The organism is Comamonas sp. w2-DMI (assembly GCF_040187735.1).
GTDB lineage: Bacteria > Pseudomonadota > Gammaproteobacteria > Burkholderiales > Burkholderiaceae_C > Comamonas > Comamonas terrae.
This window is the reverse complement of record NZ_JBANEL010000004.1, coordinates 106,578-125,467: the sequence shown is the minus strand read 5'-3', so window position 1 is coordinate 125,467 and position 18,890 is coordinate 106,578. Positions and strand designations below refer to the sequence as shown.

Below are 18,890 nucleotides of genomic sequence, written 5' to 3'. Positions count from 1 at the left end.
TGTATTGCCCGTTGCCCGCATGCAGGGGCACGCATCGATTCGAATTCAGAGATACAGGCAGCGACTGCTGCCGTGGAGCAATTTAGATAATGGCCGATTCTTTTTCCTATGAACAACTGATCGCTTCGGGCGAGGGCAAGCTGTTCTCCGCAGACAGCGGACGTCTGCCCCTGCCTCCCATGCTGATGTTCGACCGCATCACGCATATCGACAGCGAAGGTGGCGCCCACGGCCTGGGCAAGATTGTTGCGGAGCTGGATGTCAATCCCGACCTGTGGTTCTTCAAGTGCCATTTCCAGGGCGATCCCGTGATGCCCGGCTGCCTGGGCCTGGATGCCATGTGGCAGCTGATCGGCTTTTACCTGACCTGGCTGCGCCTGCCCGGCCGTGGCCGCGCGCTGGGCGCGGGCGAGGTCAAGTTCACCGGCGAAGTGGGACCGGACGTCAAACTCGTGACATATGAGATTGATATCAAGCGTGTGATCAAGCGCAAGCTCAATATGGCCATCGGCGATGCGCGCCTGCTGGCCGACGGCAAGGAAATCTACGTGGCCAATGATCTGCGCGTGGGCCTGTTCCTGCGCGAAGGTGATGGCCAGGGAACGGCAGCATGACCAAAAAGCGGGTAGTGATCACCGGCGCAGGCATTGTTTCCTGCATCGGCAATGACTTGGCGACAGTGGAGGCCTCTCTGCGCGAGAGCCGTCCGGGCATCAAGGCAATGCCCCAGTTCACCGAACTGGGCCTGCGCAGCCAGGTGGCCGGCGTGCCCGAGATCGACATCGAGGCACGCATCGACCGCAAGCAGCTGCGCTTCATGGGAGACGCTGCCGCCTATGCGCAGATCGCGCTCGAGGACGCGATCGCGCAGGCCGGCCTCACGCCCGAGCAGGTGAGCCATCCCCGCACCGGCCTGATCATGGGCTCGGGCGGCGGCTCGCCGGCCAACCAGATCGAAGCCGCCGATACGCTGCGTGAAAAAGGCATACGCCGCGTGGGCCCCTACCAGGTCACGCGCTGCATGAGCTCCACGGTGTCGGCCTGCCTGGCCACCAACTTCAAAGTCAAGGGCATCAACTACTCCATCACCTCGGCCTGCTCCACTTCGGCCCACTGCATCGGCGCCGCGGCCCAGCAGATCGCCTGGGGCATGCAGGACGTGATGTTTGCCGGTGGCGGCGAGGAGCTGTCCTGGGGCATGTCGCTGCTGTTCGACGGCATGGGCGCCATGTCCAGCAAGTACAACGAGACGCCCGAAAAGGCCTCGCGCGCCTATGACGCCAACCGCGACGGCTTCGTGATCGCCGGCGGCGGCGGTGCCGTGGTGCTGGAAAGCCTGGAGCACGCGCTGGCGCGCGGCGCCCACATTCTCGCCGAAGTGGTGGGCTTCGGCGCCACCAGCGACGGCGAGGATATGGTGGCTCCCTCGGGCGACGGGGCGATTGCCTGCATGAAGCAGGCCATGGAAACCGTTGAAGCGCCCATCGACTACATCAACACGCATGGCACGTCGACCCCGGTGGGCGACATGCAGGAAGTGCGTGCGATGAAGACGCTGTTCGGCGACCAGGTGCCGCCGTTCTCGTCGACAAAGTCGCTGACGGGCCATTCGCTGGGCGCCACGGGCGTGCAGGAAGCCATCTACTGCCTGATCATGCTCAACAAGGGCTTTATCGCCGGCTCCGCGAACGTGGAGACGCCGGATCCGGCACTGGGCGACATGCCGCTGGTGACCCGCACGCGCGATGCCGAGCTGAAAACCGTGCTGTCCAACAGCTTCGGCTTTGGCGGCACCAATGCATCGCTGGTGCTGCGCCGCTGGGACGGCCAGTAAGAAAAAGCGGGCTGCGCCGCAGATGCGGCGTCGCCGCTCGGCCCTGCATGGATAGGCAATGCACCAGATGCGCATCCGGTGGCCATGGCCTAACCTGCGTCCATCCACTGGTTTTCTCCCCGCATTGCCATGAAGCTAGCCATTCTCGATCGTGACGGTACCCTCAACCAATGGGGGGCGCAGGGCTTCATCGGCCATCCCGGCGACTGGGTGGCGGTACCCGGTGCGATGGAGGCCGTCTCGCGCCTGAACCGCGCGGGCTGGCATGTGGTGATTGCGACGAACCAGCCGGGATTGGGGCGCGGCCTGTTCGACGTGCTGGAGCTCAATGCCGTGCATGCCAAGATGCACCGAGAACTGGCGGCCGTGGGTGCCCGGGTGGAGGCGGTGTTCTATTGCCCCCATGCGCCCGATGAGGAATGCCGTTGCCGCAAGCCGGCTCCGGCACTGTTCGAGCAGATCGCCGAGCGTTACGGTGCGGAAGGGCAGGAAATCTGGGCCATAGGCAGCGGCGTGGAGCATCTTCAGGCCGGCCGCAGTCTGGGAGCGCATCTGGTATTCATCGGCCCTCCGGCGGACGGTGGTGCGCAAGAGGCATTGCCCGAAGGCACTGCGCAGTATCCCGATCTGAATGCCGTGGTCAACGACCTGCTGCCGCTGGGCGGCGAAAGCCTGCCTGCCGGGCAGTCGTGACGGGGTTTACGCTCTTTTGCCTATAAAGTGGCGTCAAACCCTTGCAGAATCAGCGTTTGCTGCTATTTTCCCGTTAGCGTTTGTACCGTTTCCGTTTTGAATTGAACAGGCATATGCCCGGCATATGCCTTTGCTGGACCCGATTGCCACCATGTTCCTGCTCCGTTCCGTGATCCACATGCTCTGGATGAGCATCACCGTGATTCCATACACCATGGTGCTGCTGGCCGCCCGTTGGCTGGGCGGATCGTCCGCCAAGGCCTACCGTGTGGCCAGGGCCTGGCTTGCGCTGTCGGTCAACAGCGCGCGCTCCATCATGGGCATCCAGTACCGTGTGCAGGGCATGGAAAATCTGCCCACGGATGCAGGGCAGGGCGTGGTGCTGCTGGTCAAGCATCAGTCCACCTACGAGACCTTTCTGATGCCGGCCATCATGCCGCGCCCGCTGGCCTATGTGTTCAAGAAGGAATTGCTCAAGGTGCCCTTCTTCGGCTGGTCCATCGGCGCGCTGGACATGGTGCATATCGACCGTGCCCAGGGGTCGCGTGCCTTCCACAAGGTGGTCGAGCAGGGCAAGCGCCTGCTGGAGCAAGGCATCTGGGTCATCATGTTCCCCGAAGGAACGCGTGTGGAGCGCGGCCAGCGCGGTGAGTACAAGACCGGAGCCACGCGCCTGGCGATCATGGCCGGAGTGCCCGTCGTCCCCATTGCCGTGACCTCGGCCAAGTGCTGGCCGCGCAAGGCCTTCATCAAGAGGCCCGGCATCGTGGATGTCTCCATCGGCAAGCCCATTTCTTCCCAGGGCCGCAAGCATGACGAACTCATGAGCGAAGTGGAGAACTGGATCGAGTCCGAAATGCAGAGGCTGGATCCCGAGGCATATCGCTGATCAGGCAGAAGCTGCACATCCGATGCCGGACCGCATGCAATCATCCTGGCAGTGGCTGGTGCCGCCGGCGGTTGGGGATGGCGCCGGCGGCCTGATTCCGCGCAAGCAGCTGCTGCTTTTTGCATCGGCACCGGATTCTGGTGAGACTTCGCTTGCTCATCAGGAGCAAGAGCTAGAGCTAGAGCAGGATTCCGTGCGGCCGCCGGAACCGGAAGTTTCCCCTGTATGGCCTTCCCATCCCGACGCCAATCAGATGGCCAGGCTGGATGGCGTGCCGGTGGCCTATCTGCTGCAGCGTTCGCGGCGCCGCAGCATCGGGTTTGCAGTGCGTGCCGAGGGACTGATCGTCACGGCGCCGCAATGGGTGGGCATGCGCGAAATCGAACAGGCGCTGCAGTCCAAGGCGGGATGGCTGACGCGCAAGCTCGGCGAAGCCGGACAGCGACAGCTGTCCAGACAGGCCGCGTGCATTGACTGGGCACATGGAGGCCGTCTCGATTTTCTGGGGCAGGCCATGACGCTGGAGCTGTCCGGAAATGAGGAAGGGATGCTCGGAGCCCGCCATGCCCGCCGCGAGCAGTCTGCCGACGGAAGCCAGAGCCTATGCCTGCCCTTGGGCAAGCAGGCGCCTGCCGTCCAGGTGCGGGCAGCCGTGCAGGCCTGGATGCTGCGTGAGGCGAGGAATCATTTCACAGCCCGATTGCAGCACCATGCACCCCTCATGGGCGTGCAATGGCGGGCCTTGCGCCTGACCAGTGCCCGCACGCGCTGGGGCAGCGCCAATACTGACGGTGTCATTCGCCTGAACTGGCGTCTCATGCAACACGGCACTGACGTGATCGACTATGTGGTGGTGCACGAACTGGCCCATCTGCGCCACATGGACCACAGTCCGCGCTTCTGGGCCGTGGTGGCGGACGTGCTGCCGCATTGGAAGCAGTTGCGTCAGGTGCTCAAGGACAAGCCTCTGCCTGCATGGGAGTAGAGTGCGGTCCATGTTTAAGGCACTTGTGCATCCAGGATGCGCAGGCCCTCATGCAGCAGGAGATGAACTATGACGGATCAGAAAGCGCTATGGGAAGTACGGCCGGCCCAGGGATATGCCGGCGATGTGTTTCCGGAGCTGGCCTGGCAATGGGTCCAGGCTGGAGAAGCCGTGCTGGTGGACGTGCGTACCGATGCCGAGCGCGAATGGGTGGGGCGGGTGCCGGGAGCCGTGGCCGCAGCCTGGAAGCAGTGGCCCGGCATGGCGTTGAATCCCGACTTCGACGCCCAGGTGCGCGCGGCGGCCGAGGGGGGCCGCAAGCTCGTGCTGCTGTGCCGCAGCGGCGTGCGTTCGGTGGCGGCGGCCCAGCGCGCCGCCAGCATGGGCATCGAGGCTTTCAACATCCTGGAGGGTTTCGAAGGCGACGTGGATGCCAACGGCCAGAGAGGCCGCCTCGGGGGCTGGCGCAAGCGCGGCCTGCCCTGGACGCAGTAGCGTTGGCACCCTTGAAAAAAGCCAGACCGCTTTGTCTGGCTTGTCTCAGCAGAGCACCGGCTTACAGCGCCGGAATGCGCAGCTTCTGCCCCGGATAGATCTTGTCGGGGCTGGTCAGCATGGGCTTGTTGGCCTCGAAGATGGCAGGATACTTGTTGGCATCGCCGTAGTATTTCTTGGCAATCGCCGACAGCGTGTCGCCGCGCACCACATCGTGGTACTGAGCCTCGGGTTCAGGATTGGTGACCGTCATCTGGTTGTCGACGGACTGTACATTGGCCACATTGCCGCAGCACAGGGTCACTTTTTCCTTGGCAGCCTGCGTGGGTGCGGTACCTTGCACGGTGACCTTGCCCTGCGAGCCATCGAACTGCACCTTCAGATCCGAAACACCCAGGTTCTGGGTATTGATGTAGGTGGCAATGGCCTGGGCGGCCTTGGCATTGAGATCGTCCTGCGATGCAGGAGTGGCGGCATGTGCATCGCTGCCGCCAAACAGCTTTTCACCGGCTTCCTTGATGAAACTGAACAGACCCATGGATTGATCTCCTTAAGGTGGTGGAAAGACGAGGGGAGAGTCCAATGTACCGACAAACAGGCATCCAGTCCTGCAGGACGGCTGCCTCTGGGGAATGTTTAACAATTTCCGGGCTCGGTGTCATGAATGTGAAAGCGCTGTGATGGGGCAGCGCAAAAATCTCGATAATCCGCCGCATGACATTTTTGGCCATAGACATTGGCAACACCCGTTTGAAGTGGGCCATATACGACGATCACCGTCCCGGTGCGGCGCTGCTGGCCCATGGTGCGGAATTCCTGGAGCATATCGAGCGCCTGGCGGAGGGTGCCTGGGCGGGTTTGCCGGCTCCGGATCGCATGCTGGGCTGTGTTGTTGCCGGCGATGCGGCCAAGCGGCGTGTGCACGATCAGATCGAGATGATGCTGGGCTGGGATGTCCAGCCGCAGTGGGTGGTGCCCTCGATCTCCGAGGCAGGTGTCAGCAATGGTTACGACCATCCGTCCCGTCTGGGCGCCGATCGCTGGGTTGCCATGATCGGCGCGCGCCACCATATGCTGGTGCAGGGCGCGCAGCGTCCTCTAATCGTGGTGATGGTGGGAACGGCCGTCACGGTGGATGCGCTGGATGCAGATGGCAACTTTCTCGGCGGCCTGATCCTTCCCGGTCATGGCATCATGCTGCGTGCCCTGGAGGGTGGTACGGCCGGCCTGCATGTGCCTACGGGCGAAGTGAAGCGCTTTCCCAAGAACACCAGCGATGCGCTGACCAGCGGAGGGACCTATGCGATCGCGGGAGCCGTCGAGCGCATGTACCAGCATCTGGCTGATCATTGCCGAGCCGAGCCCATGTGCATCATGGCTGGCGGTGCCGGCTGGAAAATGTCGCCCAGCATGACCCGTCCCTTCCAGCTTCTGAATAACCTGATTTTTGATGGTCTGCTGGTGATGGCTGGACAGCGCTGGAAAGCCTAGAGGAAGCGGCTTCATTCCACCGCCTATCCGGCATTTTGAGAAGAACTTATCTATGATTTTTGTTACTGGCGGCGCAGGCTTTATCGGCGCCAATTTCGTGCTGGACTGGGTGGAGCAGACGGGCGAGCCCGTCGTCAATATCGACAAGCTCACCTATGCCGGCAATCTGCAGAACCTCTCCAGCCTGCAGGGCGATGCGCGCCACCGCTTTGTGCAGGCCGACATCGGCGACAGTGCCGTCCTTGCCGCCCTGCTGGCCGAGCACCGGCCGCGTGCCGTGGTGAACTTCGCCGCAGAAAGCCATGTGGACCGCTCCATTCATGGCCCCGAGGATTTCATCCAGACCAATGTGGTCGGAACCTTCAGGCTTTTGGAGGCTGTACGGCAATACTGGCAAGCGCTGAATGCTCCTGAGAAGGAAGCATTTCGCTTTCTGCACGTTTCCACCGACGAGGTCTACGGCACGCTGGCACCCAGCGATCCGGCCTTTACCGAAGAGCACAACTACGAGCCCAACAGCCCGTATTCGGCCAGCAAGGCGGCCAGCGACCACCTGGTGCGCGCCTGGCACCATACCTACGGCCTGCCGGTGCTGACCACCAATTGCAGCAACAACTATGGTCCGCTGCATTTTCCCGAAAAGCTCATTCCGCTGATGATCGTCAACGCCCTGGCCGGCAAGCCGCTGCCCATCTATGGCGACGGCATGCAGGTGCGCGACTGGCTGTATGTGCGCGACCATTGCAGCGCCATCCGCCGCGTGCTGGAGGCCGGCAAACTCGGCGACACCTACAACGTGGGCGGCTGGAACGAAAAGGCCAATATCGACATCGTCCGGACCGTATGCGGGCTGCTCGACGAAATGCGGCCGCGCGAGGACGGCAAGTCCTATGTCGAGCAGATCACCTATGTGACCGATCGCCCCGGCCATGACCGCCGCTATGCCATCGATGCGCGCAAGCTCGAGCGCGAACTGGGCTGGAAGCCGGCCGAAACCTTCGAGACCGGCATCCGCAAGACCGTGCAGTGGTATCTCGACAATCCGCAATGGGTGGCCAATGTGCAGTCGGGTGCCTACCGCGAATGGGTGCAGAAGCAATATGCCCCGCAGAGCGGGCAGGCAGCGGCGGCATGAAGATCCTGCTGCTGGGCAAAGGCGGCCAGGTCGGCTGGGAACTGCAGCGCAGCCTGGCGCCGCTTGGCGAAGTGGTGGCGCTGGGCCGCGCGGGAGAAGGCAGCGGGCTGTGCGGCGACTTCACCAGGCCTGAAGGCGTGGTGGATGCCGTGCGCTCCGTGCGCCCCGATGTCATCGTCAATGCCGTGGCCCACACGGCTGTGGACAAGGCCGAGAGCGAGCCCGAGCTGGCGCGGCAGATCAATGCCACCGTGCCCGGCCTGCTGGCCCAGGAGGCTGCGCGACTGAGCGCGCTCTTCGTTCACTACAGCACCGACTACGTATTCGACGGCAGCGGCACCGTGCCCTGGCAGGAAGGCGATGCCACGGGACCGCTTTCTGTCTATGGCCGCACCAAGCTCGAAGGCGAGCAGCGCATCCGCCAGGCCGGCGGCACGCACCTGATCCTGCGCACCAGCTGGGTCTATGCGGCGCGCGGCGGCAACTTTGCCAAGACCATGCTGCGCCTGGCCCAGGAGCGCGACAGCCTGTCCGTCATCGACGACCAGTGGGGCGCACCCACCGGTGCCGATCTGCTGGCCGACGTGACGGCCCATGCCATCCGGCATCTGCGCCTGCATCCCGAAGACGGCGGCCTGTACCACTGCGTGGCTGAGGGCGAAACCACCTGGAACGCCTACGCCGCCTATGTGATCGAGCAGGCCCGCCAGATACAGCCTGCCTTGGCCATCAAGGCCGCGCAAATCCGGGCCGTCCCCACCAGCGCCTTTCCCACGCCGGCCCGCCGCCCGCACAACTCGCGCCTGGATACGCGCAAGCTGCAGTCCACCTTTGGCCTGAACCTGCCGCACTGGCAGCAGGGCGTGGCCCGCATGCTGCATGAAATCCTCTAATCCGAACCTCCTGAATTCCTGACTTCTCATGACCCAAGCACGCAAAGGCATCATCCTGGCTGGCGGTTCCGGCACGCGCCTGCATCCGGCCACGCTGGCCATCAGCAAGCAGTTGCTGCCCATCTACGACAAGCCCATGATCTATTACCCGCTCAGCACCCTGATGCTGGCGGGCATCCGCGACATCCTCATCATCAGCACGCCCCAGGACACGCCGCGCTTCGAGCAATTGCTGGGCGACGGCAGCCAGTGGGGCCTGAGTCTGCAATATGCCGTGCAGCCCAGCCCGGACGGGCTGGCCCAGGCTTTTCTGATCGGCGAACAGTTCCTCGATGGTGCTCCCAGCGCCCTGGTGCTGGGCGACAACATCTTCTACGGCCATGACTTCCAGCCGCTGCTCCAGAAGGCCAGCGCCCAGCAGGCGGGCGCCACTGTGTTCGCCTATCACGTACACGATCCCGAACGCTATGGCGTGGCCGAATTCGATGCTCAGGGCAAGGTACTGTCGCTGGAGGAAAAGCCCGCCCAGCCCAAATCCAACTATGCCGTCACGGGCCTGTACTTCTACGACAGCCAGGTCGTGGGTCTGGCCAAGTCGCTCCAGCCCTCGCCGCGCGGTGAACTGGAGATCACGGACCTCAACCGGCTGTACCTGGAGCAGGCCCAGCTGAACGTACAGCTCATGGGCCGCGGCTATGCCTGGCTGGATACGGGAACCCATGACAGTCTGCTGGAGGCGGGCCAGTTCATCGCCACGCTGGAGCAACGCCAGGGCCTGAAGGTTTCGTGCCCGGAAGAGATCGCCTATCGCAGCGGCTGGATCGATTCGGCGCGGCTGGAGAAGCTGGCCCAGCCTCTGCTCAAGAACGGCTATGGCAAGTATTTGATGCAGTGCCTGAAAGGCGGTGTGCGATGAAAGTGACTCCCACGGCCATTGCGGATGTGCTTGTCATCGAGCCCAGGGTGTTCGGCGATGCCCGCGGCTTTTTCATGGAAAGCTTCAATCAGCAGGCATTCAATGAAGCCACCGGCACCTGCCTGGACTTTGTCCAGGACAACCACAGCCGTTCAAGCCGCGGTGTTTTGCGCGGCCTGCATTATCAGCTGGACCCGCATGCACAGGGCAAGCTGGTGCGGGTGGCCAGCGGCGCTGTCTTCGATGTCGCCGTGGATATCCGCCAAGGCTCAGGCACTTTCGGCAAATGGGTGGGGGTCGAGCTGACGGCGGAAAACCACAAGCAGCTCTGGATTCCCCCGGGGTTTGCCCATGGCTTTGTGGTGCTCAGCGAAACGGCTGATTTCCTCTACAAGACGACGGCCTATTACGCCCCCCAGTCGGACCGGGGCATTCTGTGGAACGATCCGCAGATCGGCATCCAGTGGCCCGACCTGGGCATGGAATTCGTGCTCTCGGACAAAGACACCAGGCAGCCTTTGCTCAAGGATGCCGAGGTTTTCGCTGCGCGCTGACAAGGCGCAGGCCTGCTTCACTTCAGGCCTGCCGTTGCTGCGACAGCGTCAGAAAGCCCTCAATGAGCCCAGCTGCGCGGCGCTCGCGCAGGCAATAGAGATACTCGGGCAGCCTCGGCACGGCTCCCTCTAGGGGGAGAATGACCAGTTCCGGATGGGCGGAGGCCTCATGCCGGGCAAACACGCTGATGCCCATATTGCGTATCACGGCCTCGCGTATGGCTTCGCGGCTGGCGATCTCGAAAATGCGCTGCGGCACCACTTCGGCGGTGGCCAGCATCTGTTCGGTGAGCTGGCGCGTCATCGAGCCGCGCTCGCGCAGGATCAGGGTCTCGTGGGCAAGGGACTCGACCGGGACCGAAGGCCGGGATGCCAGCTTGTGGAGGCGATGGACCACCAGGGCCAGAGGGTCCTGTCCCAGTTCGATTCTGCTCAGGCGCGGGTCGGCGTCCAGGTGAGAGGATGTGGCGAGATCCACCTGGTATTCGAAGAGAGCCTGGATCATCTGCCGCGAATTGCCGTTCACGATGCTGATATCCACCCGGGGAAACCGCTGCTGATAGCGATGGATGATGTCCAGCACATAGAACGGCGCAGTGGCGCCGATGCGCAGGCAGCCCTGTCCTATGTCGCCGGACTGGCGCAGCGAAGCCTCCACCTGAGCCGTCTGCAACAGCAATTGCTCGATCTGCGGCAGCAGGCGCAGGCCCGCGTCCGTAATGGCAAGGCGTCCGCTTTGGCGCGCAAACAGCTCCACTTCGTAAAGTTCTTCCAGCGCCTTGATCTGCGCCGTGACCGTGGGCTGGCTCAGTCCCAGCTGCCTTGCCGCCTGGGTGATGCTGCCCAGACGCGCGGTCCAGAAAAATGATTTGAGCTGTGTGACAAACATGGGCGTCGTGACGGTGTTGCTGCATGGGTGGGACAGCCGTACGCCGATTGTGATTCGCCGCAGCAGGCCGAATGACATTTTGGTGCGGCAAAGCACCCAAATTTTCCAATGCCGCCCTTCGGAAATTTCAGTTCCGTGACACGGCAGTTTCACACCGGGTTCCTACAGTTCCAGCAACCCATGAAGGCTTGGCCTTTGTGGCTGATTCACTTTTGCCGTTGATTGGACTGTCTGCCATGCGCCACGCTGTTGTTTCCTGGTCTCGCCGCTTCACCCTGGCCGCTGCTGCGGCTTGCACCCTGCTGGGCCTGGCCTCTGCGGCCCATGCCGCCAAGACCGAGCTGCTGGTCTATTCGGCCCTGGAGGCCGACCAGATCAAGGCTTACAAGACTGCCTTCGAAAAAGCCCATCCCGAGATCGAGCTCAAGTTCGTGCGCGACAGCACCGGCATCATCACGGCCCGCCTGCTGGCCGAAAAGGCCAACCCGCAGGCCGACGTGATCTGGGGCGTGGCAGCCACCTCGCTGATGCTGCTGGACAAGCAGGGCATGCTCCAGCCCTATGCGCCGAGGAATCTGGGCAAGGTCCGCGCCAATATGCGCGATCCGCAGGCCACCCCCACCTGGGTGGGCATGGACCTGTGGTCCTCGGCCGTATGCTTCAACACCGTGGAGGCTGGCAAGCGCAAGCTGAGCACGCCAGCCAGCTGGGCCGATCTGACCCGGCCCGAATACAAGGGAAGCATCACCATGCCCCATCCGGCCTCCAGCGGCACAGGCTATCTGATGGTGGCTGCCTGGTTGCAGATCATGGGCGAGGAAAAAGGCTGGGCCTATATGGACGCGCTGCACCAGAACATCGGCGTCTACACCCACAGCGGCTCCAAGCCCTGCCGCCAGGCCGGCGCGGGCGAGTTTCCCGTAGGCCTGAGCTTCGAATACCGCGCCAGCAAGACCAAGAAGGACGGTGCGCCCATAGACATCATCTTTCCCAGGGAAGGCCTGGGCTGGGACGTGGAAGCCACGGCCATCATGAAGTCCAGCAAGAAGCAGGAGGCTGCCAAGGTGCTGGCCGACTGGTCCGTGACGCCCGAGGCCAACAGGCTCTACGCGGCCAACTTTGCCGTGCTGGCCCTGCCGGAGGCCCAGGAAAAGCTGGAGTTCATCCCCGCCAACCTTGAGTCCCTGCTGGCCAGGAACGATTTCAACTGGGCTGCCGCCCACCGCGAGCGCATCCTGGCCGAGTGGAGCCGACGCTACGAAGCGAAGGCTGAAAAAAAGTAAGCACCCCCTGAGGCGCTGCGCGCCTTCCCCCTCTCTCTATGCGCTTCGCGCTATGGGAGGGGGACGACAGCTTCGCTGCGGGGCGGCCCTTGCTCGCTGTCTCTGGCTTGGAGCGCGCCACCTATTTCTTGCCCGTTGAAAGATGCACATGCTGCGCATAGACCAAATCGCCAAGCAGTACAAGGAAACCCCCGTGCTGCGCGGCATTGCCCTGTCGGTGGAGGCGGGCGAGTTCGTGAGCCTGCTGGGGCCGTCCGGCTGCGGCAAGACCACGCTGCTGCGCATTCTGTGCGGCATCGAGCAGGCGGACGAAGGCCGCATCCTGTTCCTGGGGGATGACATCACCCGCTGGCCGGCCGCGCGACGCGGCTTTGGCGTGGTGTTCCAGAGCTATGCACTGTTTCCCAATCTGACGGCCGCGCAGAACGTGGCCTTCGGCCTCAAGGGCCTGCCTGCGGCCCGGGTTCGGGAGCGGGTGCAGGAAATGCTGGCCCTTGTGGGCCTCTCGGCCCAGGCCCAGCGCTATCCGACGCAGCTCTCGGGTGGCCAGCAGCAGCGCATTGCGCTGGCGCGCGCACTGGCGCCGCAGCCACGCCTGTTGCTGCTCGACGAGCCGCTGTCGGCCCTGGATGCCCAGGTGCGTACCGAGTTGCGCAGCGAAATCCGCCGGCTGCAGCGCCAGTTGGGCATTGCCTCCATCATGGTCACGCATGACCAGGAGGAGGCCCTGTCCATGGCCGACCGCGTGGTGCTCATGCACCAGGGGCGCATCGAGCAGCAGGGCTCGCCCGAACAGCTCTATGCCCAGCCGGCCAGCCGCTTTGCAGCCGGCTTTGTGGGCCGCATGAATCTTCTGCCCGCCGTGGCCGGCAGCGGCGACGTGGTGCACGTAGGCGAAACGAGGGTGGACTGCCGCACCCGGGGCTTTGCGCCCGGGGACGCCCTGCTGGTGGGCGTACGCCCCGAGAGCGTGGTACTGCACCCGGCTCAGCCCGCGGCGCTGCCCAATCTGTTCCGGGCGCGCGTGGTCGAGACCTCCTTCCTCGGCCCCATGGCCCTGGTGCGCGTCTTCTGCCCTGCTCTGCAGTGCCAGATCGATGCGCAATGGCCGTTGCGCCACGATGCCAGGCTGCCGGACTGGCTGCAGGGCGAGGTGCTGCTCGAGCTGCCAGCGGCTGCCTTGCAGCCGCTGGCAGCTCCGGAGCTTTCCCAGGCCAGCTTGCGGAGGGCTGCATGAATTCCTTGCCCATGACCGCCATCAACGCCGCAGTGGGCAGCCTGGCTGCGACCGCTGTGCCGGAGCGCGAAGAGCCGGCTCGCACCCGCCAGCCATCAGGGCCGGCCAGGCCGCGCCATCGCGCTCTCCATTGGGAGCATGTCTGGCTGGGCGCGCTGCTGCTGGGCATGCTGGGCGTGCTGCTGGCGGCCATTGCCTTGCCGGTGGGTGCGTTGCTCGGCCACAGCTTTCTGTCGGCGGACGGCAGCTTTTCGGGGGGGGCCCAATATCTGGCCTATGTGCGGATGCCCGGCGTGGGCCGGTCCCTGTTCAACAGCCTGTGGCTGTCGGCTGTCAGCAGCACGCTGTGCGTGACCCTGGCCTATGTCTATGCCTACGGCATCACGCGCAGCTGCATGCCGCTGGCGCGCCTGTTCCGCGCCGTGGCCCTGGTGCCGCTGCTGGCGCCGTCGCTGCTCATGGCCATCAGCCTGATCTACCTGTTCGGCGCCCAGGGCCTGCTCAAGAGCTGGCTGATGGGCGGCACGGCCTACGGCCCGTTCGGCATCATCGCGGGTTCGGTGCTGTGGACGTTTCCGCATGCGCTGATGATTCTGTGCACCACGCTGGCTTCGGGCGATGCACGCCTGTACGAGGCCGCGGCCACGCTGGGCGCGGGCCGCTGGCGCAGCTTCTGCCAGGTCACGCTGCCGGCCAGCCGCTACGGGCTGATGATCGCCTGGATCGTGGTCTTCGTGCTGGTGGTCACGGACTTCGGCGTGCCCAAGGTCATCGGCGGCAACACGCAGATGCTGGCCACCGACATCTACAAGCAGGTCATAGGCCAGCAGAACCTGTCCATGGGCGCCGTGGTGGCCATGCTGCTGCTGGTGCCCGCGGGCCTGGCCCTTGCGGCCGAGCGCCATCTGCGCGCACGCCAGGCGGCCTCCATGGCCGTGCGCGCGGTACCGCTTGCGCCCCAGCCCCATGCGCCGCTGGACCGCGCGCTGCTCGCCTATTGCAGCCTGGTTGCGCTGGCCATGCTGGCCGTGATGGGCACGGCCGTGCTGGCCTCGCTGGTCAGCTTCTGGCCCTATAACCTCGGCCTGAGCCTGAAGAACTACCGGTTCGACATGATGGACGGCGGCGGCTGGGCCAGCTACGGCAATTCGCTGCGCATGGCCACGGCCACCGCCGTGCTGGGCGCGCTGCTGAGCTTTGTCTCGGCCTATCTGGTGGCCAAGCCATCGGGCTGGCGGCGCACGCGCCAGTGGCTGCATGCCGTGGCCACGCTGCCCATGGCGGTGCCGGGCCTGGCCCTGGGCCTGGGCTACATCCTGTTCTTCAATGCCGGCGGCAATCCGCTGAACTTCCTGTACGGCAGCCTGTCCATCCTGGTGCTGTGCTCGGTGGCGCACTTCTTCTCGGTGGCCCACATCACGCAGCTGACGGCGTTGCAGCAGCTGGACGTCGAGTACGAGCGCGTGGCCGATTCCATGGGCGTGCCGTTCTGGTCGCTGCTGTGGCGCGTGCATCTGCCGGTGTGCCTGCCGGCAGTGATGCAGGTGGCCGGCTATTTCTTCGTCAACGCCATGACCACGGTCTCGGCCGTGGTGTTCCTGTACTCGCCAGAGACCACGCTGGCCTCGGTGGCCGTGCTGGCCATGGACGACGCGGGCGACATCGCTCCTGCCGCCGCCATGGCCACGCTGATCTTCGCCACGGCCGCTACCGGCCGGCTGCTGATCGCCTGGCTCGACGCCTGGATGCAAAAGCGCACCCAGCACTGGCGCCAGCGCTGACTCTGCATCGGACCGGGGACGCCCACACGGCCCCGGCTCCGCCTTCCTCTTTTCCCATTTCCAACGACATGAAGAACTACGACCTGATCGTGGTGGGGGCCGGTATTGTCGGCTTGGCCCACGCCTATACCGCGGCCCGCAATGGCAGATCCGTGCTGGTGATCGAGCGTGATGCCGCCTGCCTGGGCGCCTCCATCCGCAATTTCGGCTTTGTCACCGTCACCGGCCAGCGCTCCGGGGACCACTGGCGCCGCGCCATGCGCTCGCGCGAGGTCTGGGCGCAGATCGCACCCCAGGCCGGCATCGAGGTCGTGCACCAGGGCCTCTGGCTGACGGCACGCCGCCCGGCCGCCGCGGCCGTGGTCCAGGCCTTCATGCGCACCGAGATGGGCGAGGGCTGCGAGCTGCTGACCCCCGCCCAGGCCGCGCGGCGCCACCCGGCATTGCGCACGGAGGGCCTGCAATCCGTGCTCTACAGCCCGCATGAGCTGCGCGTGGAATCGCGCACGGCCATACCGCTGCTGGCGTGCTGGCTGCAGCAGGCGCTGGGCGTGGATTTCGCCTTCAGCGAAGCCGTGCTCGAAGTGGCCACGCCGCGCGTGGTCACCTCGCGCGCCACCTACCATGGCGAGCGCGTGGCGGTCTGCAACAACGCCGACCCGGGCGGCCTGTTCGCGGGCGAATGGAAAAACGACGGCGTGCGCCTTTGCCAGCTGCAGATGCTGCGCGTGCGGCCGCAGGCGGGCTTTGCGCTGCAGGGCTCGGTCATGGGCGACCTGAGCATGGTGCGCTATGAAGGCTACAGCGAACTGCCCGAAGCGGCGGCGCTGCGCGCCGAACTGCAGCGGGACGAGGCCGAGAGCCTGGCCCACGGCATTCATCTGATCGCCGTGCAGAGCGCCGACGGCTCGCTGGTAGTGGGCGATTCCCACCATTACGGCGCGGCCCCGCAGCCGTTTGCCAGCGACGAGGTCGACCAGTTGATGCTGCGCCACATGAACGAGGCGCTGCATGTGCAGGACGCCCGCGTGGTCGAGCGCTGGGTGGGCATCTATCCCTCATCGCCCGAGGTGCCCTGCATGGTCAAGGCCCCGGACGACGCCACGCGCGTGGTGGCCGTCACCGGCGGCTCGGGCGCCAGCACGGCCTTCGGCCTGGCCGAGGAAGTGTGGAAGGCCTGGTAGGGCTTACTACTGCTGTACGAACAGCGGTGCCAGCACCACGATGAGCAGGATCACGGCCAGCACGGCGAAGGCGATCTTCACCCAGCTGTAGGGCCGTTCGCCCGCGATCTGGCCTGTGTAGCCGTTGGCCACGATCTGGTAGGTTTTGCTGCCGTAGGTATAGCCCACCAGCCAGACCGGCACCAGGATGTGCTTGAAGGTGCGGCCCGTGTACTGGCGCTGCACCTGCAGATTGCGCATGGTGTCGCCCGGCACCTCGCGCGCGCACAGGCTGCGCAGCTGGCCGTCCATGTCCTCTTCGTTGAGCTGGGCGGCCCGGGACAGGTCCACCTGGTAGCGCTCCACCGTCCAGCCGCGCACGAACTCCGGCGTATAGGGCTTGAGGTCGGTGGTGGTGGGAAAGGGTTCCACCTGGCGCAGCAGCTGCGGCTGCACGCCCACGGTGCCGGGCACCAGTTCGTCGTCGAAGAAATGCTGCAGGCTGCCCGAGGCCGGCTCCCAGCGCACATGCTGCACCTGCCGCGTCTGGGTGTTGCCGTTGCTGTCGCGGTAGGTTTCCGTGGTGTAGTAGTAATACCCGGCCTCGGCCCACCATTGGGCGGCGGCGTGGGCATCGAAGGTCCAGTAGGGCAGGTAGACGCCGTGCAGCGTATCCGTCAGCGCGGCGCTCTTGAGCCGGTTGGGGGCGAACCAGCGGCTGCCGTACCACTGGCGGATGCGGTCGCGGATCTGCCCGTCGCTGATCTTGAACGGCAGAATGCTTTGCGGCGTGATGGCGTCGCTGCGCTCCTCGTGCGCGACAATGGCCGGCGAGCCGCAGAACTCGCAGCGCTGGGCCACCTTGCGGTCCAGGAAAACCGAGATGGCCCGGCAGTTCTGGCACTGCACTTCATAGCGCTCCTCGGCTCCCCAGCCGCGGCCGGTGGCAGGGTTGCGCAAGGCTTCGGCCAGATCCTGCTCCACCACCTCGCGGCCCAGCTCCTCGCGGGTCTCCTCGCTCCAGGGAACAACGGTGCCGCAATAAGGGCATTTGAGGGCTTGGGCCTTGGCATTCCACTCGAGGTTGGCGCCGCATTCAGGACAGGGGTGCTTGCGCACCATGGCGGGCGCGGCGACCGCATCCCAGGTGGAGCCGGCGGAAGAGTTGGAGGAAGAGGAGGGGGCGGGCGCGCTCACGGTATCGTCCAGTACAACGAGGCGCGGCGCCAGACCGGGGCCTGGCGCCGCAGGGGCTCAAACGGCGGGGAGGGTCAGCCGCGTAAAAACTCATCCAGCGCGCTCTGGGCGATGCGCCACTGGCTGCCGATCTGGCGCGCCTTGAGGTTGCCGGCCTGGATTTCGGCCAGCACGTCGGCCTCGCTCACGCCCAGCGCCTGGGCGGCCTGGGCGGGTGTCAATACCTGTATCGCAGCTGCCGCCGGTGCCGCCTGGGTTTGCGCGGCCTGTGCGGCTGCAGGCGAGAAGGGATCTGCGGCACCTGCTCCTGTGGAAGGAGCGCCTGCGGCACCGCCCTGCATGCTCTTCATCATCTCCTGGGCGATGCCGAAGCCCATGGCCATGGTGGCCGGCATGGCGGCCGCGGCCGCGCCTTCGCCGCCATTGGCCATGGCCTGGCCCATCTGGTACTTGACGTAGTCGTTGAGGTTGCCGATGGCGCCCATGCTGGAGCGCTTGTCGATGGCCTGCTCCACCTCGGGCGGCACGGAAACGTTTTCCAGGATGAAGCTGGTGATCTCCAGGCCGTACTTGTCGGTCATGGCCGGGTTGATCAGCTGCAGCAGCGCGTCGCCGAGCTCGCCATAGCGCTGGGCCACGTCCAGGGCCGGCACCTGGGCTTTGGCCAGGGCTTCGGAGAACACGCTGACGATGCGCGAGCGCATGGTGTCGGCGAATTCGTCGAGGCGGAAGTTCTGGTCCGTGCCGGCCACTTCCTTGAGGAACTTGGCCGGCTCCACGATGCGGAAGTCGTAGGTGCCGAAGGAGCGCAGGCGCACCACGCCGAAATCCTTGTCGCGCATCATGATGGGGTTGGACGTGCCCCATTTGTTGCCGGTGAACAGGCGCGTGTTGATGAAGTAGATGTCGCACTTGAACGGCGAGTTGAAGCCGTACTTCCAGCCCTGGATGGTGGACAGGATGGGAATGTTCTGCGTGGTCAGCGAATGCTTGCCGGGGCCGAACAGATCGGCGAACTGGCCGGTGGAGACGAACTGCGCCTGCTGCGACTCGCGCACGATGAGCTGGGCGCCGTTCTTGATTTCCTTGTCGTCATCGGGCCAGCGGTAGGACAGCGTGTCGCGCGAATCATCGGTCCATTCGATGATTTCGATCAGTTGCTTGGTGATGATGTTCATCAGGTTCATGACGGGCTCCGGATGTAGATGTCCACGCAAGGTGAATGGGGCATTCTAGGGGGCAACCATGGCGACACTTTATTGCGGTGAGCCGGCCGCGGCGCGCAATTGTAAAAAAGTGAGCGGCAGGCGCTTGGCAGTTATGGGATCCGGGTATCAACAGCCCCGAAAGCCAGTGCAGCCATGCGCAAGCAGCTTCCGTTTTCATTGCAAAACGCTGAAATCCCCGCCCCAAGCGGCTTCAAGGAAAAAAACCGGGCTGTGGGGCTGCACAGAC

19 protein-coding genes are annotated in these 18,890 nt (G+C 64.7%); 15 read left to right on the top strand and 4 right to left on the bottom strand.

Translation table 11 applies throughout. From position 1 onward, the window contains the following. Positions 1-89: 89 nt before the first annotated feature. The 6 genes from fabA to V8Z74_RS06310 all read left to right on the top strand — a co-directional run bounded on the left by fabA (position 90) and on the right by V8Z74_RS06310 (position 4,896). Positions 90-614, top strand: a complete 525-nt coding sequence (gene fabA, locus V8Z74_RS06335) for a bifunctional 3-hydroxydecanoyl-ACP dehydratase/trans-2-decenoyl-ACP isomerase (protein ID WP_066475936.1) — start codon at positions 90-92, stop codon at positions 612-614. Beyond that, the gene (gene fabB, locus V8Z74_RS06330) at positions 611-1,834 is read left to right on the top strand and encodes a beta-ketoacyl-ACP synthase I (protein WP_349708587.1); all 1,224 of its coding nucleotides are present in this window, start codon (positions 611-613) and stop codon (positions 1,832-1,834) included. The genes fabA and fabB overlap by 4 nt, the downstream gene beginning before the upstream one ends. A 129-nt stretch (positions 1,835-1,963) precedes the next feature. After that, positions 1,964-2,527 (top strand): D-glycero-alpha-D-manno-heptose-1,7-bisphosphate 7-phosphatase, encoded by a 564-nt coding sequence (locus tag V8Z74_RS06325; protein ID WP_349708586.1) that lies wholly within the window; start codon positions 1,964-1,966, stop codon positions 2,525-2,527. Between the two features lie 151 nt (positions 2,528-2,678). Beyond that, positions 2,679-3,416: a lysophospholipid acyltransferase family protein gene (locus tag V8Z74_RS06320; RefSeq protein ID WP_349708585.1), complete on the top strand. Its 738-nt coding sequence runs from the start codon at positions 2,679-2,681 to the stop codon at positions 3,414-3,416. A gap of 34 nt (positions 3,417-3,450) precedes the next feature. After that, positions 3,451-4,401, top strand: coding sequence for a M48 family metallopeptidase (locus tag V8Z74_RS06315; protein ID WP_349708584.1), 951 nt, complete (start codon positions 3,451-3,453; stop codon positions 4,399-4,401). Between the two features lie 69 nt (positions 4,402-4,470). Continuing rightward, on the top strand, positions 4,471-4,896 hold the full coding sequence (locus V8Z74_RS06310; protein ID WP_066475942.1) for a rhodanese-like domain-containing protein: 426 nt from the start codon (positions 4,471-4,473) through the stop codon (positions 4,894-4,896). A 61-nt stretch (positions 4,897-4,957) separates the two neighbouring features. On the opposite strand, the gene lysM is transcribed toward V8Z74_RS06310, so the two are convergent. Beyond that, positions 4,958-5,434, bottom strand: a complete 477-nt coding sequence (gene lysM / locus V8Z74_RS06305; RefSeq protein ID WP_066475946.1) for a peptidoglycan-binding protein LysM — start codon at positions 5,432-5,434, stop codon at positions 4,958-4,960. A gap of 176 nt (positions 5,435-5,610) precedes the next feature. Here lysM and V8Z74_RS06300 point away from each other — a divergent pair, with 176 nt between their 5' ends. Genes V8Z74_RS06300 through rfbC form a run of 5 tightly spaced genes read left to right on the top strand, consistent with a single transcriptional unit; the run spans position 5,611 to position 9,885 of the window. Then, positions 5,611-6,387: a type III pantothenate kinase gene (locus tag V8Z74_RS06300; protein ID WP_349708583.1), complete on the top strand. Its 777-nt coding sequence runs from the start codon at positions 5,611-5,613 to the stop codon at positions 6,385-6,387. Positions 6,388-6,439: 52 nt separating this feature from the next. Beyond that, a complete protein-coding gene (gene rfbB, locus V8Z74_RS06295; protein WP_349708582.1) occupies positions 6,440-7,522 on the top strand; it encodes a dTDP-glucose 4,6-dehydratase in 1,083 nt (360 codons plus the stop codon). Beyond that, entirely contained in the window at positions 7,519-8,415 is an 897-nt protein-coding gene (gene rfbD, locus V8Z74_RS06290; protein WP_349708581.1) for a dTDP-4-dehydrorhamnose reductase, read from the top strand. The genes rfbB and rfbD overlap by 4 nt, the downstream gene beginning before the upstream one ends. 28 nt (positions 8,416-8,443) lie before the next feature. Beyond that, positions 8,444-9,331 carry a glucose-1-phosphate thymidylyltransferase RfbA gene (gene rfbA / locus V8Z74_RS06285; RefSeq protein ID WP_349708580.1) on the top strand — a complete coding sequence of 296 codons (888 nt, stop codon included), beginning with the start codon at positions 8,444-8,446 and terminating at the stop codon, positions 9,329-9,331. Then, entirely contained in the window at positions 9,328-9,885 is a 558-nt protein-coding gene (gene rfbC / locus V8Z74_RS06280) for a dTDP-4-dehydrorhamnose 3,5-epimerase (protein ID WP_349708579.1), read from the top strand. Before rfbA ends, rfbC begins: the two co-directional genes overlap by 4 nt. 22 nt (positions 9,886-9,907) lie before the next feature. On the opposite strand, the gene V8Z74_RS06275 is transcribed toward rfbC, so the two are convergent. Then, a complete protein-coding gene (locus V8Z74_RS06275; protein ID WP_349708578.1) occupies positions 9,908-10,774 on the bottom strand; it encodes a LysR substrate-binding domain-containing protein in 867 nt (288 codons plus the stop codon). Between the two features lie 236 nt (positions 10,775-11,010). Here V8Z74_RS06275 and V8Z74_RS06270 point away from each other — a divergent pair, with 236 nt between their 5' ends. From V8Z74_RS06270 to V8Z74_RS06255, 4 genes are all read left to right on the top strand, one after another. Next, positions 11,011-12,057, top strand: a complete 1,047-nt coding sequence (locus V8Z74_RS06270; protein ID WP_349708577.1) for a putative 2-aminoethylphosphonate ABC transporter substrate-binding protein — start codon at positions 11,011-11,013, stop codon at positions 12,055-12,057. Positions 12,058-12,205: 148 nt separating this feature from the next. Beyond that, positions 12,206-13,294: an ABC transporter ATP-binding protein gene (locus V8Z74_RS06265; protein WP_349708576.1), complete on the top strand. Its 1,089-nt coding sequence runs from the start codon at positions 12,206-12,208 to the stop codon at positions 13,292-13,294. Beyond that, a complete protein-coding gene (locus V8Z74_RS06260; protein WP_349708575.1) occupies positions 13,291-15,075 on the top strand; it encodes a putative 2-aminoethylphosphonate ABC transporter permease subunit in 1,785 nt (594 codons plus the stop codon). The genes V8Z74_RS06265 and V8Z74_RS06260 overlap by 4 nt, the downstream gene beginning before the upstream one ends. Before the next feature lie 68 nt (positions 15,076-15,143). Continuing rightward, positions 15,144-16,259, top strand: a complete 1,116-nt coding sequence (locus tag V8Z74_RS06255; protein ID WP_349708573.1) for a TIGR03364 family FAD-dependent oxidoreductase — start codon at positions 15,144-15,146, stop codon at positions 16,257-16,259. 6 nt (positions 16,260-16,265) lie between these two features. Here V8Z74_RS06255 and V8Z74_RS06250 read toward each other — a convergent pair whose 3' ends face one another. Continuing rightward, positions 16,266-17,360 carry a TFIIB-type zinc ribbon-containing protein gene (locus tag V8Z74_RS06250; RefSeq protein WP_349708663.1) on the bottom strand — a complete coding sequence of 365 codons (1,095 nt, stop codon included), beginning with the start codon at positions 17,358-17,360 and terminating at the stop codon, positions 16,266-16,268. Between the two features lie 149 nt (positions 17,361-17,509). Next, positions 17,510-18,622: an SPFH domain-containing protein gene (locus V8Z74_RS06245; RefSeq protein ID WP_349708571.1), complete on the bottom strand. Its 1,113-nt coding sequence runs from the start codon at positions 18,620-18,622 to the stop codon at positions 17,510-17,512. Positions 18,623-18,890 lie beyond the last annotated feature (268 nt).